This is a genomic window from Streptomyces sp. NPDC088400, assembly GCF_044753355.1.
Lineage (GTDB): Bacteria > Actinomycetota > Actinomycetes > Streptomycetales > Streptomycetaceae > Streptomyces.
This window is the reverse complement of the sequence record NZ_JBIVMZ010000013.1, coordinates 199,986-212,009: the sequence shown is the minus strand read 5'-3', so window position 1 is coordinate 212,009 and position 12,024 is coordinate 199,986. Positions and strand designations below refer to the sequence as shown.

9 protein-coding genes and 1 pseudogene are annotated in these 12,024 nt (G+C 69.1%); 6 read left to right on the top strand and 4 right to left on the bottom strand.

Features of this window, described 5'->3' with window-relative positions; all coding sequences use genetic code 11:
• Positions 1 to 241 precede the first annotated feature (241 nt).
• Positions 242 to 1,015 carry a thioesterase II family protein gene (locus ACIQD6_RS28990; RefSeq protein WP_401887898.1) on the bottom strand — a complete coding sequence of 258 codons (774 nt, stop codon included), beginning with the start codon at positions 1,013 to 1,015 and terminating at the stop codon, positions 242 to 244.
• A 187-nt stretch (positions 1,016 to 1,202) separates the two neighbouring features.
• Here ACIQD6_RS28990 and ACIQD6_RS28985 point away from each other — a divergent pair.
• Positions 1,203 to 1,497, top strand: a pseudogene (locus ACIQD6_RS28985) (hypothetical protein); the annotation flags it as partial.
• A 4-nt stretch (positions 1,498 to 1,501) separates the two neighbouring features.
• Here ACIQD6_RS28985 and ACIQD6_RS28980 read toward each other — a convergent pair.
• Complete coding sequence (locus tag ACIQD6_RS28980; RefSeq protein ID WP_401887895.1) at positions 1,502 to 4,252, bottom strand: AAA family ATPase; 2,751 nt, start codon at positions 4,250 to 4,252, stop codon at positions 1,502 to 1,504.
• Positions 4,253 to 4,837: 585 nt separating this feature from the next.
• Positions 4,838 to 4,999, bottom strand: coding sequence for an aldo/keto reductase (locus ACIQD6_RS28975; protein WP_401887925.1), 162 nt, complete (start codon positions 4,997 to 4,999; stop codon positions 4,838 to 4,840).
• A gap of 299 nt (positions 5,000 to 5,298) precedes the next feature.
• On the opposite strand from ACIQD6_RS28975, the gene dhaK reads away from it, so the two are divergent.
• The 5 genes from dhaK to ACIQD6_RS28950 all read left to right on the top strand — a co-directional run bounded on the left by dhaK (position 5,299) and on the right by ACIQD6_RS28950 (position 10,929).
• Positions 5,299 to 6,291 carry a dihydroxyacetone kinase subunit DhaK gene (gene dhaK, locus ACIQD6_RS28970; RefSeq protein ID WP_401887892.1) on the top strand — a complete coding sequence of 331 codons (993 nt, stop codon included), beginning with the start codon at positions 5,299 to 5,301 and terminating at the stop codon, positions 6,289 to 6,291.
• A gap of 116 nt (positions 6,292 to 6,407) precedes the next feature.
• Positions 6,408 to 7,010 (top strand): dihydroxyacetone kinase subunit DhaL, encoded by a 603-nt coding sequence (gene dhaL, locus ACIQD6_RS28965; protein ID WP_401887922.1) that lies wholly within the window; start codon positions 6,408 to 6,410, stop codon positions 7,008 to 7,010.
• A gap of 2 nt (positions 7,011 to 7,012) precedes the next feature.
• On the top strand, positions 7,013 to 7,423 hold the full coding sequence (dhaM, locus tag ACIQD6_RS28960; RefSeq protein ID WP_401887889.1) for a dihydroxyacetone kinase phosphoryl donor subunit DhaM: 411 nt from the start codon (positions 7,013 to 7,015) through the stop codon (positions 7,421 to 7,423).
• A 276-nt stretch (positions 7,424 to 7,699) separates the two neighbouring features.
• Complete coding sequence (locus ACIQD6_RS28955) at positions 7,700 to 9,154, top strand: NAD(P)/FAD-dependent oxidoreductase (protein WP_401887887.1); 1,455 nt, start codon at positions 7,700 to 7,702, stop codon at positions 9,152 to 9,154.
• A 134-nt stretch (positions 9,155 to 9,288) separates the two neighbouring features.
• Positions 9,289 to 10,929 carry an SDR family oxidoreductase gene (locus tag ACIQD6_RS28950; protein WP_401887886.1) on the top strand — a complete coding sequence of 547 codons (1,641 nt, stop codon included), beginning with the start codon at positions 9,289 to 9,291 and terminating at the stop codon, positions 10,927 to 10,929.
• A 121-nt stretch (positions 10,930 to 11,050) separates the two neighbouring features.
• Here ACIQD6_RS28950 and ACIQD6_RS28945 read toward each other — a convergent pair whose 3' ends face one another.
• The gene (locus ACIQD6_RS28945; RefSeq protein WP_401887883.1) at positions 11,051 to 12,022 is read right to left on the bottom strand and encodes a M56 family metallopeptidase; all 972 of its coding nucleotides are present in this window, start codon (positions 12,020 to 12,022) and stop codon (positions 11,051 to 11,053) included.
• Between the last annotated feature and the right edge of the window lie 2 nt (positions 12,023 to 12,024).

Genomic DNA, 12,024 nt, shown 5'->3' with positions numbered 1-12,024 from the left:
TGCCGAAATCACCTCCATAGTCGCGAGGAGAACGAGCGAGGAAACCGGGGATACCAACGCCTGGCGGAATTACCCCGTACACGGTCGGCCGAGATGCCTACCGGAGAAAGAGAACAGAAACAGAACCGTGGGAATTCGGGCGCGGAGGGGAGTGGGGAGCTATCGGATGCCGATTCCCGGAGCTGTGCCCGCGGCGGCGTCCCGCACCATGCGCAGGTCCGCACACGGGCACACCGGCCGGTCAGGACACACGTGCCCGGCCCTGAAACACAGCGATGCGGTCGGCGATCGTGGACGCCACGTCGGCCCACTGCTCGACCAGATAGAAATGTCCCCCGGGGAACGTTCGCATCGAGAAGTCGGCATCGGTAACCTGCTGCCAGGCCCTGGCGTCGTCAAGACTCACGCGGGGGTCGATGTCGCCCACAAGCGCGGCAACCGGAGCACGCAGCCGGTCGCCTTCGCGGTAGCGGTAGCTCTCCACCGCCCGGTAGTCGGCCCGCAGCGCGGGCAGGGCCACGCGCAGCAGTTCCTCGTCGGCCAGCAAGCTCGGAGCGGTACCGCTCAGGGCACGAATTTCCGCGATGATCTCGTCGTCGCCACGCCTGTGAACGTCCTCGTCCCGGTGGACAACCGGAGCCCGGCGGCCGGATGCGATCAGCCCGAGCAGCGCGTCCGGCGCCGAGCGCTCGATCCGCAGTCCCAGTTCGAATCCGAGGACCGCGCCCATGCTGTGCCCGAGGATGACCAGTTGCTGTGACGGCCGGGGCGCCAACAGCTCGCACAACCGGTCAGCGAGGGTGCGCAGGTTGTCGACCGGCGTCTCCCTCCGCCGGTCCTGGCGCCCCGGGTACTGTACGCACACAACCTCGACGGCCGGAGCCAGTTCCTGGGCCAGGGGGAGAAACTGTGGTGCCCCACCGCCCGCGTGCGGCAGACAGATCAACTGGACGGCGCCCGGCGCCGCAGGTACGTATCTGCGGAACCAATTGTCCCGGTCCGCGGCTACGTTCATCGGTTCAAGACCCCTCATTCTCAGCGCAGTCGGCCGGCGCATCCAGCGCATGACCTGTACGGGAACTCCCTGCGATCGAGCCTCAACGTACCGGCGATCAAGCGCGGCCCCACCCCTAATCACCCCCCTATCGTGGCGGTCGTCCTACCCCAGCGCGCTGCCCGCGACCGGCTCTCATCAGGCTTGCCTGCTGACAGTCCTGCGTGCGAGTGATCCGGAACTACGCAGTGCTCGGCGGCACCTTGGCGGAGTGCGACCACGTCGGCGACAGCACACCGACCACTCCGCCAAGCGCCGCCGCCACGGCGTGAACGTGCGGGTCGTCACCGACCCGGCCGGGAGGGTGCTGGGGCACTGCGGCGTCCGCGCTGTCGCACAGGCTGCTGCGGTCGACCTGGCGCATCTTCCGCAGATCCCGCAGCAGCCCGCGTCGAATGACGTCAATCGGCAAGCCCGGCCTCGCTCTGGAGCAGTACCGCTAAAAACTCAGTGGTCCGCCGAGCCCATCAGGTACAGCTCCGCCGGCAGGCCTGAGCGACTGCTCACTCGGAGTTTTCGGTAGACCTTGGTGAGATGCTGCTCCACCGTGCTCACCGTGATGAAAAGCGTTCGGCTTATCTCGCGGTTGCTCCGCCCCTGCGCCGCCAGCGCCGCAACCTTGCGCTCGGACTGGCTGAGTACAGTGAAGCCCGGAGTGTTCTCCTGAGTTTTCGGAGTATCGTCCTGTTTCTCCGCGCCACCAGTTTTCTGCAGCCGCCAGTAGAGCGGTTCGGCACCGCAGAACTTGGCCATCCGTTTCGCTTGATGTGCACTGAGCCTGGATTCAACGAACCGGCCGTATTCCAGTTCGACGTCGCTCGCATCAGCGAGCGCGATGGCCAACTCAAACTGATCCCCGGATTTGAAGAGAACCGTCACCGCGTCACTCAGCATGGACGCTCGGGCTGGAATGTCCAACGTGGCGGCCATGATGCGCAGGGAGCAACCGCGCACTCGCTCGTCCTCGACGTTCGCCAGTATCAACTGCTCATCGAGGGCAGCTCTGGCGCTGAGCGGGTCCCGGAGAAGTAACCACGCCTCGGCCAGGTCACTACGCCATGGGATGAAAGCAGGATGGTCGAGGTGAGAATTCACGAGAAGGGTGCCGCATTCTCGAAGATCCGCCAGCGCGGCGTACGGCCGGTTGATTGCGACGTAAAAACGACCGCGCGCGTGCAAGAAATGCAACCAGAATGCATTCTGATGAACCTCAGGAAGTGCCTCTTTTATGAGCGCCTCCGCTTCGCTCGTTTTCCCCATCGCCGTGGTGGCGTAGACGAGACAGGACAGCGGTAGACCGACAGCCGCACCCCAATTGTGTGGAGGCATCACGGTCAAAGCTCGGCGAGTATGCCGTTCGGCATCAACCAGGTCACCCCTGCGCAGCGCCACCATCCCCTCGACAGCCGCAAGCAGGGCCACCCAGGCCACGGCCCGATACGCTTCTGCCTCCGTCCTGAGCATTGCGCACCAGCGCTGGGCGTCGTCCAATCTGTTGCCGTAGACCAGTGTGAGCAGAGCGGACAGCACTGCGACCGGTAGAGCGTCGGCAAGTCTGCAGCTCTCCAGGACCTGTTCGGCGCTCATTACGAGGTCACTCCACGACTCGCCCTCGACCGCCTCCTCGCCGGCACAATCCGCCCGTGCTATTCCATCGGCACGGCCTTTCCCTTTGAGAGGCGAAACCCAGCGAAGCCATTGACGTACGAGCATCAACTCGGCAGTGGCGATCAGATCGAACTCGCACTGTTGCGTGTCAAAACGCTCAAGTACCATCGCCGCCTCTACCGCACGGCCTTGCCAGGCGAGGGAGCTACTGAGCATCACAATGCCGCGGCCGTCCAGACTCCCGACTTCGAGTGCCGAGCGCAGCGGCACCAGTAGCGAGGTCACCGCTGACGGCTTGACCAGCCACAGGACCCGTGCCAGGGCCCCTACGATCTCGGCCCGCTCGTGGGCATCGCCACAGGCTCCACGGGCGACCTCAAGGAACTCGGCCGCGCGGCTCGGATCCCCCTCCCTCATTGCCTGCCGGGCCGCGTCACGGAGGACTCCCACGGACCATTTCTGCGGGGTGCCTCCGGCGGCGACAAGGCGTTCGGCAACCTTCGACGGCACTACGCCGTCATGGTGAAGGAGCAGGGCGGTGCGCTCGTACAGCGCAGCGAGTGCGTCCCCATCGAGCCCGCTCAACGCAGCGGCCTGGACGGCGGAATCACGGAACCACCCGGAACGAAGCAGTCCTGTGTCGGTGAGAGCGCTCAACGCCTCTACCACCGTCCGGCGTTCACTCCCCAGCAGCCGCACCAATTCGGCAGCGGACGCCGGTCCACCGAGAGCGGCCAAGCCGCGAGCCACTTCAAGCAGTTGAGGGTCCCAGCGGTGCAGGCAGGCCTCAATAGCGACCTGGAAGTGAGCCCCTACGGAAACCTCGTCCTCCGCGCGAACCAACTCGACGTCTTCGGAATCAGGCTCGGCGCGCCCGGCGAACTGATCTTGACACAGTGCTTGCAGGAGCAGTGGGCTACCCCCTGTCACCGCAAGGAAAGAAGGGGCAAGTCGCTCCGCACGCGCCTCGCTAAAACGTTGCTGCCGCAGAAAATTGGTCACGCCCCCAAGAGAGAGCGGGCCCAAATTCAGGTAATGGAAATATGGCTGCTTGATGCACTCGGACAGAATCCCCAGGCGCTTGGAGTTAGATATCCTCCACTCGGCGAATGCAGCGATGACAGGCCTCGACGCAAGTCGACGCAGCATCAGAAGAAGCGCCTGCAAACTGGCCGAATCCGCATACTGCATATCATCCAGGGCCAGCACCAAAGGGCGACCGTCGGAAGCTTCGAGCAGAAAGTCCGTCAGCTCATCCACGGCGCACGCACTCAGCCGGGAACCCCGGGATTCCAGCTCTTGCGAGGCCAGGATGAACTCAAGACGCTCTTTTCCCTCGGCGCTCAACTCAAGAGAACGAAATATCTGCCTCAGCACACCCAGACCGTGGGTTTGCTCAGAACGGGCTCCGGATGCACTCAGTACCAGTGCGCCGACACTCTTGGCATACCCAGAGAAACCCGTCAGGAGTGTTGTTTTTCCAACGCCCCCCGGGCCCGCGATCAGGGCCACCTTTCGACCGGTCAGCTTGCACTCGTCCAGCATCCGCTTCAGGTTTTGCAGCTCAGCATGCCGCTCAACCAAGATCATTGAATCACCCCCGTTCAAAGCCCTCCCAGTCAACATTGCCTGGACTTTAAGGACTTTGATCGATCATTAATGTATCTCCACCCCCCAGCGATCAGTCAAGATCCCCCCGACTCGCCCCTCAAGCAAAAAGGCAAAACAATCCAATATCGGACAAAAAAACCGGGGCTTCATAGCCGGCACGACCTCACCCTCAGCACCCCCACCTCGCCCTGACAAGCCGAAGTCAGTACGGCCTGCGCGGAACATCGTTCGGTCCGGCCAGGCCCTGTCTGACAAATAGCGCCGTCCGCCGGTAGGGCGGGGCTCGCGGCGCCTGGGGCGCGCAATCGCAAGGCGGAGGATCGCCCGTGTACTGGACGTACTCGGGCGACTCCGACAACGCAGCGAGTGTGCGTGCCAGGCGTCGCGAGCCAGGCGGGATTTGTCAGACAGGGCCTAGGTGCCGCGTGAACGTGCGCCCGCCAAACAGCCCCGGCCAATGCCAAAAAGTCCGCGTCGCTGTTTTCCACCCCCTGCCGCGCCGACGTTCTCCCCCAGATGCGCGACGCTCGACGTCCCCGGAATCGGCAGCATGACTGACGAGCGTCAGGGCAACCACGCTATACCGAGCCGCTCAGCACGGTCGAGCACTGATTCGGACTGCCGGTCCGTGATGTCGTAGCGGTTGCGCACCGAGACGATCGGCGCGGTCTCTCGCACCTGTTCCAGCTCTGCCGCGGAGGCTTCGGACAGCCCGATGTACCGAATCTCGCCTTCACCTCACCTGAAACAGAACGGATCCGCATACGCCTCGCCCCGCGAGCACGTCGTATGCCGTGCCACTTGGCCGGGTTCGATCGATACTGGAAAGGGGCGGCAGACCGCCCCGCCGGACCGCCTCGGAGGGAGCTGACGATGCATCAGGAAGTGGGCATGAGGTCGGCATCAGCACCGTCGGCCCCCCGCTTCGAACCGCCGCGTACCACCAAGATCAAAAAGCGCCCGCATGGGATCTGGCCTGCGAAAACGCTGGTCAGAGGCACCGCCAGCCTACTGAGGAGGCAGCCTTGAAGATGCTGATCAATGTGCCGGAGACCGTGGTCGCCGATGCCCTGCGGGGTATGGCCTCGGCGCATCCCGGGTTGTCCGTCGATGTCGACAACCGTGTGGTGGTACGGAAGGACGCGCCCGTCGCCGGGAAGGTGGGGCTGGTCTCCGGAGGCGGGTCCGGGCATGAGCCGCTGCACGGTGGCTTTGTCGGGCCGGGGATGCTCTCCGCCGCCTGTCCTGGTGAGGTTTTCACCTCTCCTGTCCCGGACCAGATGGTGCGCGCCGCGGCCGCCGTCGACGGCGGGGCCGGGGTGCTGTTCATCGTCAAGAACTACACGGGCGACGTCCTGAACTTCGACATGGCCGCCGAGCTGGCCGAGGACGAGGGCATTCAGGTCGCGAAAGTGCTGGTCAACGACGATGTCGCGGTGACCGACAGCCTGTATACGGCGGGGCGGCGCGGTACGGGCGCGACGTTGTTCGTCGAGAAGCTGGCAGGCGCCGCGGCCGAGGAGGGGGCGCCGCTGGAGCGGGTCGAGGCGATCGGGCGGCAGGTGAACGAGAACGCGCGGAGTTTCGGCGTGGCCCTGACCGCCGTCAGCACGCCCGCCAAGGGCAGTCCCACCTTCGATCTGCCCGAGGGGGAGCTGGAACTGGGCATCGGGATCCATGGCGAGCCCGGCCGTGAGCGGCGCGCGATGATGACCTCGCGCGAGATCGCCGACTTCGCCGTACACGCGGTGCTGGAGGATCTGCGGCCCTCGGGGCCGGTGATCGCGCTGGTGAACGGCATGGGCGGGACGCCGCTGCTGGAGCTGTACGGATTCAACGCCGAGGTGCAGCGCGTGCTGGCCGAACGGAACGTACCGGTGGCCCGTACTCTCGTCGGCAACTATGTGACCTCGCTCGACATGGCAGGCTGTTCGGTGACGCTGTGCCAGGTCGACGAGGAACTGCTGCGTTTGTGGGACGCGCCGGTGGAGACACCCGCGCTCCGTTGGGGCCGCTGAGAACGGCAGGGACGGGAAGGGACGACAGAGACGGCAGGGATGGCAGAGACAGCACAGGCGGCGGGGAACGACGCAAGGGGCGAGGAGATCACGTGACCGATCAGAATGCCGACCGGATGCTCGACGGCGATTTCTTCCGCCGCTGGCTGGCGGCCATGGCCGCCGCTGTGGAGCGTGAGGCGGACCGGCTCACGGAGTTGGACTCGGCCATCGGCGACGCCGATCACGGCAGCAATCTCCAGCGCGGTTTCCGGGCCGTCACCGCCACGCTGGAGAAGGAGCCGCCGGCCGGCCCCGGCGCCCTGCTGTCCCTGGCGGGACGGCAGCTGATCTCCACGGTGGGCGGTGCGTCCGGGCCGCTGTACGGGACGCTCCTGCGCCGTACGGGCAAGGCACTCGGTGATTCCGACGAGGTCACCCCCGCGCAACTGACCGAGGCACTGCGCACGGGCGTGGCGGCGGTCGCGCAGCTGGGCGGGGCGAAGGCCGGGGACAAGACGATGCTGGACACGCTGGAGCCGGCGGTCGAGGCGCTCGGTACGTCGTTCGCCGCGGCGGCCGAGGCGGCGGACCAGGGCGCGCTGGCGACCGTACCGCTCCAGGCGCGCAAGGGCAGGGCGAGCTATCTGGGCGCGCGGAGCATCGGGCACCAGGATCCGGGCGCCACGTCCGCCGCGCTGCTGATTTCCGCCCTCGCGGCGACGGCGGAGGAGGCCTGATCATGAGCATCGAGGCGCCGGTCGGCATCGTTCTCGTGTCGCACAGCCGGGCGGTGGCCACGGCCGTCGCCGCGCTGGCGCAGGGATTGACGGGCGGCGCCACCACCGCCCCGGTGGCACCGGCCGGCGGCACCCAGGACGGCGGGCTCGGCACCAGTTCCGAGCTCATCTCGACCGCGGCCGCGGCGGTGAACCGGGGCGCGGGCGTCGCCATCCTGGTGGATCTCGGCAGCGCCGTGCTGACCGTCAAAACGCTGCTCGCCGAGGGGGACGAACTGCCCGACAACACGCGGCTGGTGGACGCCCCCTTCGTGGAGGGCGCGGTGGCGGCGGTGGTCACGGCCTCCGCGGGCGGAGACCTGGACGCGGTGGTGGCCGCGGCGTCGGAGGCGTACCAGTACCGCAAGGTGTGACGCCGTACCGCAAAGAGTGACGCCGGTTCCCCGTACCGCAACCGGATCCCCGTACCGCAAAGAGTGACGCCGGATCCGCCCGCGCTCCCCTACGATCCGCGCCGCCTCCGGCAGGGGCCGCGTCAACGGGGGCGCACGCCCCTTCGGGGATATGCCGAAAACGGCGCGGAGTCGTCGTGATCCGGGCAACGTGCCACAGGAATACTGAACCGGCATGAATCAGTGGCGGCGCCAGTAGCAGCGCCGGTGGCAGCACGGGCCCGGAGGGACAGAAGCATGGTGAATTCGACAGGCGCGCAGACCGGCAGGGCGGACGCGGACGGCCCGCACCACTCCCCTGACCGGCAGGGACGCCACGCCGTGGTCATCGGCGGAAGTATCGCGGCGCTGCTGGCCGCCCGTGCGCTCAGCGCCCACGCCGACCGGGTGACCGTCGTCGAGCGCGACCGGTTCCCGGACGGGCCGGAGCCCCGGGCAGGTGTTCCGCAGAGCCACCATACCCATGTCCTGCTGGAAGGCGGTCAGGAGCCCCTGGAGGAATTACTCCCCGGGGTCGTCGCCGAGTTGCGTGAGCACGGCGCGCCCCGGGTCGGCATGCCGAGCGACATTGTGCAGTGGCAGGACCGGCGCTTCTACCGGCGTACCGTCGCCACGGCCCATCTCCTCACCGGCTCCCGTCCCCTGCTGGAGTGGCTGGTACGGCGCCGGGTGCTGGCCGATCCGCGGATCACGGCGGTGGAGGGTACCGAGGTCGTCGGGCTGGTGGGCGACTCCACGCGTGTCCGGGGCGTACGGCTGCGCGAGCGCGGGGCTCGGACCCGTCACGACGTACGGTCGCTGACCGCCGACCTGGTCGTGGACGCCTCCGGGCGGAGCTCGCGCGCCCCCGACTGGCTGGCCGCGATCGGCGCCGAACCGCCCCACGAGGAAACCCTCGACACGGGACTCGCCTACGCGACCCGTCTCTACCGGAGCGGAGAGGACGACGAAGGGACGGACTGCGTCGGCTACTACTTCGTACCGGGCCGCGACGAGGCTCACGGCGCGGTCGCCCTGCCCATCGAGGGCGGCCGGTATCTCGTCACTCTCTCGGGGCTGCGCGGCAGCGAACCGTCCTCGGACGAGGCCGCGTTCACCGATTTCGCGACCCGGCTCCCCCATCCGGTGCTGCACGACTGGCTGTTGAAGGCCAAGGCCGAGTCGCCCGTGCACGCGTACCGCGCGACGGCCAACGTCCGGCGCCGGTACGACCGTCCGGGCCGTCGCCCGGCCGGTTTCCTCGCCACCGGCGACGCGCTGTGCGCCTTCAACCCGGTGTACGGGCAGGGCATCGCGGTCGCCGCGCTGAGTGCGCTCGCGCTGCGCGACGCGCTGGCCGGCACCCGCCGGGCGCCGACGACCCGCCGTGTTCAGCTCGCCCTGCTCAAGGCCTCGCAGCAGGCCTGGGACATCGCGTCCGGGGCCGACCGGGACCTGCCGGGAGCGAGGGGCGACGCGGCCAGGACGCGGGCGGTGGACCGGCCCGCGGCCTGGTACATGGCGCGGGTGATCCAACGCGCCCCCGGTGATCCGGTGGTCGGGGCCGCGTTCCGTGCCGCGTGCGCGCTGACGGCGCCGATCAGCGCGCTCTTCGCACCGGATGTCGCCCGTGCGGTGCTGTTCGGGCCGGTTCTGCCGGCGCCGGCGGAACCGCCGATGAGGCCGGAGACCACCACGCTCAGGGCCCGCTGAGCCGTCGGCCGCCCCGGCCCCCGCGCCCTGTCCCTCGTCTCCTTGACCACGTTTGTCTCCTTGACCACGCCTCCGCCTTGCTGATCCCCGGCTCCGGGCACACGCTCGTCCTGGGGGCCTCGAAGGAGCGGCACATGACAACGGACAGGGAAGCCGGGCAGTCGGAGGCGCGGCCGGGCGCCGAGGGCCCGGGGCGGCGCTGTCTCGTCACCGGCGCCACGGGCTACATCGGCGGCCGGCTGGTGCCCGAGCTGCTGGACGCGGGCCACACGGTGCGCGCTCTCGCCCGGTCGCCGGAGAAACTGCGCGATCACCCCTGGGTCGGCCGCGTCGAGGTCGTACGCGGCGATGTCACCGATGCCGAGTCGGTCGGCGCGGCCATGGCCGGAGTCGATGTGGCGTACTACCTGGTGCACGCGCTGGGCACCGGCCGGGATTTCGCGGCCACGGACCGCCGTTCGGCCCGGATCTTCGCCGAGCGGGCGAAGGCCGCGGGTGTCCGGCGCATCGTCTATCTGGGCGGCCTCACCCCGGCCGGGGTGCCGGAACGCCGGCTCTCACCACACCTTCGCTCACGCGCCGAGGTCGGCCGTATCCTCCTCGGCTCGGGGGTTCCGACCGTGGTGCTGCGGGCGGCGGTCATCATCGGCTCGGGCTCCGCCTCCTTCGAAATGCTGCGCTACCTCACGGAGCGGCTTCCGGTGATGGTGACGCCGAGCTGGGTGCGTACGTCCATCCAGCCGATCGCGGTACGGGACGTGCTCAGGTATCTCGTCGGCTGTGCGCGCATGCCCGAGGAGGTCGACCGGGCCTTCGACATCGGCGGACCCGAGGTGCTGACGTACCGCGACATGATGCAGCGCTACGCGGCGGTGGCCGGGCTGCCGCGGCGGCTCATCCTTCCGGTGCCGGTCCTGACGCCGGGCCTGTCCAGTCACTGGATCGGGCTGGTGACTCCGGTTCCGCGCTCGATCGCCCGGCCGCTGGCGGAGTCGCTGCGCCATGAAGTCGTCTGCCACGAGCGGGACATCGCACGGTACATCCCCGATCCGCCGGACGGCCCGGTCTCCTTCGATCACGCGGTGGAACTGGCGCTGCGGCGCATCCAGGACGCCGAGGTGACCACCCGCTGGTCGTCCGCCTCGGTGCCCGGCGCGCCCAGCGATCCGCTGCCCACCGACCCCGACTGGGCCGGCGGCAGTCTCTACACCGACCACCGCGAACTGACGGTGAACGCGTCACGCGAGTCGCTGTGGCGCGTCATCGAGGGCATCGGCGGCGACAACGGCTGGTACTCCTTCCCGCCGGCCTGGGCGGTACGGGGATGGCTCGACCGGCTGGTCGGCGGCGTCGGGCTGCGCCGGGGAAGACGGGACGCGCAGCGGCTGCGGGTCGGTGACTCGCTGGACTTCTGGCGGGTGGAGGAGATCGAGCCAGGCAGGCTGCTGCGACTGCGCGCGGAGATGCGGCTGCCGGGGCTCGCCTGGCTGGAGCTGCGGGCGGACCCGGACGGCGAGGGCCAAGAAGTCGACGGGAGCGGGGACGGCCCGAATCCGGGTGGCGGCGACCGGAGCGACGGGCACTCGGACGGCGCGGATCCTGGCGGCGGAGGGCGGAGCGTGTTGCGGCAGCGGGCGGTGTTCCATCCACAGGGGCTGCTGGGGCACGCGTACTGGTGGAGCGTCTCGCCGTTCCACGCGGTGGTCTTCGGCGGGATGGCACGCAATATCGCGCAGGCGGCCGGATCCGCCGCGGCCGAGCCATCGCGCGCCTGACCCGACCCGCTTCCTGTGCGGCCTGCTCGCAACCGGGCTGGTTGCGAACAGGCTCAACCGCCTCGCCTCGACGGCGCCGCCGCCTTCCGTACAGGTGCCCCTCCTTCTCCGCCTCCGCCGCTCACAGTGGGGTGGCGGCCTTCAGGACGAGGAGGAGCGTGACGGTCGCGTTCGCCGAGGACAGGGCGGAACCGAGAGTTCCGGCCGCCGCCGTCCAGGCGGCCAGGCCCACCGCGGTGAACACCGGCGGCCAGCTGACGGCCGACGGCGCGGGCTCCAGCAGGGCGGCCACCCGGCGCGGCACCGGACCTGGCGCCGGCGCGGCGAATCCGGCCAGCGTCGGCGTGGGAGTGCCCCGGGAGACGAGCGCGGCCTTGCCGATGGCGCGCGCCACGACCGTACGCTCGCCGGTCACCCGGGCCGCCTCCTCGTCCGCCCAGCGCTCCGTCGTGTACGCCACGGCCGAGCGCAGTGGACGCAGCAGCGGATTGGCCCGCGCAGCGAGCCGCACGGCCAGCAGGAACCGGTGGTGCTGCCCACTGAGATGCGCGTGCTCGTGCGCGATCAGGGCCTTCCGCTCCTGGGCGCCCAGGCACGCGAGCATGGCCGTCGACACCACGATCCGGCCGCGCGCCCCGGCACCGCCTCCGGAGCCGGGCAGAGGTCCGGAGCCGGGCAGCGCGTAGGCGTACGGGGCGGTGTCGGTCAGGACGGCGAGTTCGCCGTCGGGCAGGCCGGCCAGCACGTGGTGCGCGCGGCGACGCACCCGGCGGTGGCGCCCGGCGGCCGTGGCGCAGCCCAGGGCGACCGCGGAGAGGGCGACGATGGCCGCCTTTCCCGCGACCTCGTCGTACGGAACCGCCTCCCGTACCTCGGGGTCCGACCAGCCGTCGGGCAGCGGGTTTCCGGGGAGTTGCGCGGTACCGACGACCACCAGCAGTCCCAGACAGAGGGTGCTGCAGACCGCCAGGACGCAGGCCAGTGCGGACAGCAGCCGGGTGGCGATGCGGGGATGGAGGTGCTGCTCGGCCAGGCGGGCTATGGGCAGCGCGGTCAGCGGCAGTACGAGTGGCAGAAAGACGAACACGCCCACCG

Bases quoted from the DNA above. Each gene is read 5' to 3' on its own strand.
- ACIQD6_RS28990 (WP_401887898.1), bottom strand. From the start codon at position 1,015: ATGAACGTAGCCGCGGACCGGGACAATTGGTTCCGCAGATACGTACCT.
- ACIQD6_RS28980 (WP_401887895.1), bottom strand. From the start codon at position 4,252: ATGATCTTGGTTGAGCGGCATGCTGAGCTGCAAAACCTGAAGCGGATG.
- dhaL (WP_401887922.1), top strand. From the start codon at position 6,408: ATGCTCGACGGCGATTTCTTCCGCCGCTGGCTGGCGGCCATGGCCGCC.
- dhaM (WP_401887889.1), top strand. From the start codon at position 7,013: ATGAGCATCGAGGCGCCGGTCGGCATCGTTCTCGTGTCGCACAGCCGG.
- ACIQD6_RS28955 (WP_401887887.1), top strand. From the start codon at position 7,700: ATGGTGAATTCGACAGGCGCGCAGACCGGCAGGGCGGACGCGGACGGC.
- ACIQD6_RS28950 (WP_401887886.1), top strand. From the start codon at position 9,289: ATGACAACGGACAGGGAAGCCGGGCAGTCGGAGGCGCGGCCGGGCGCC.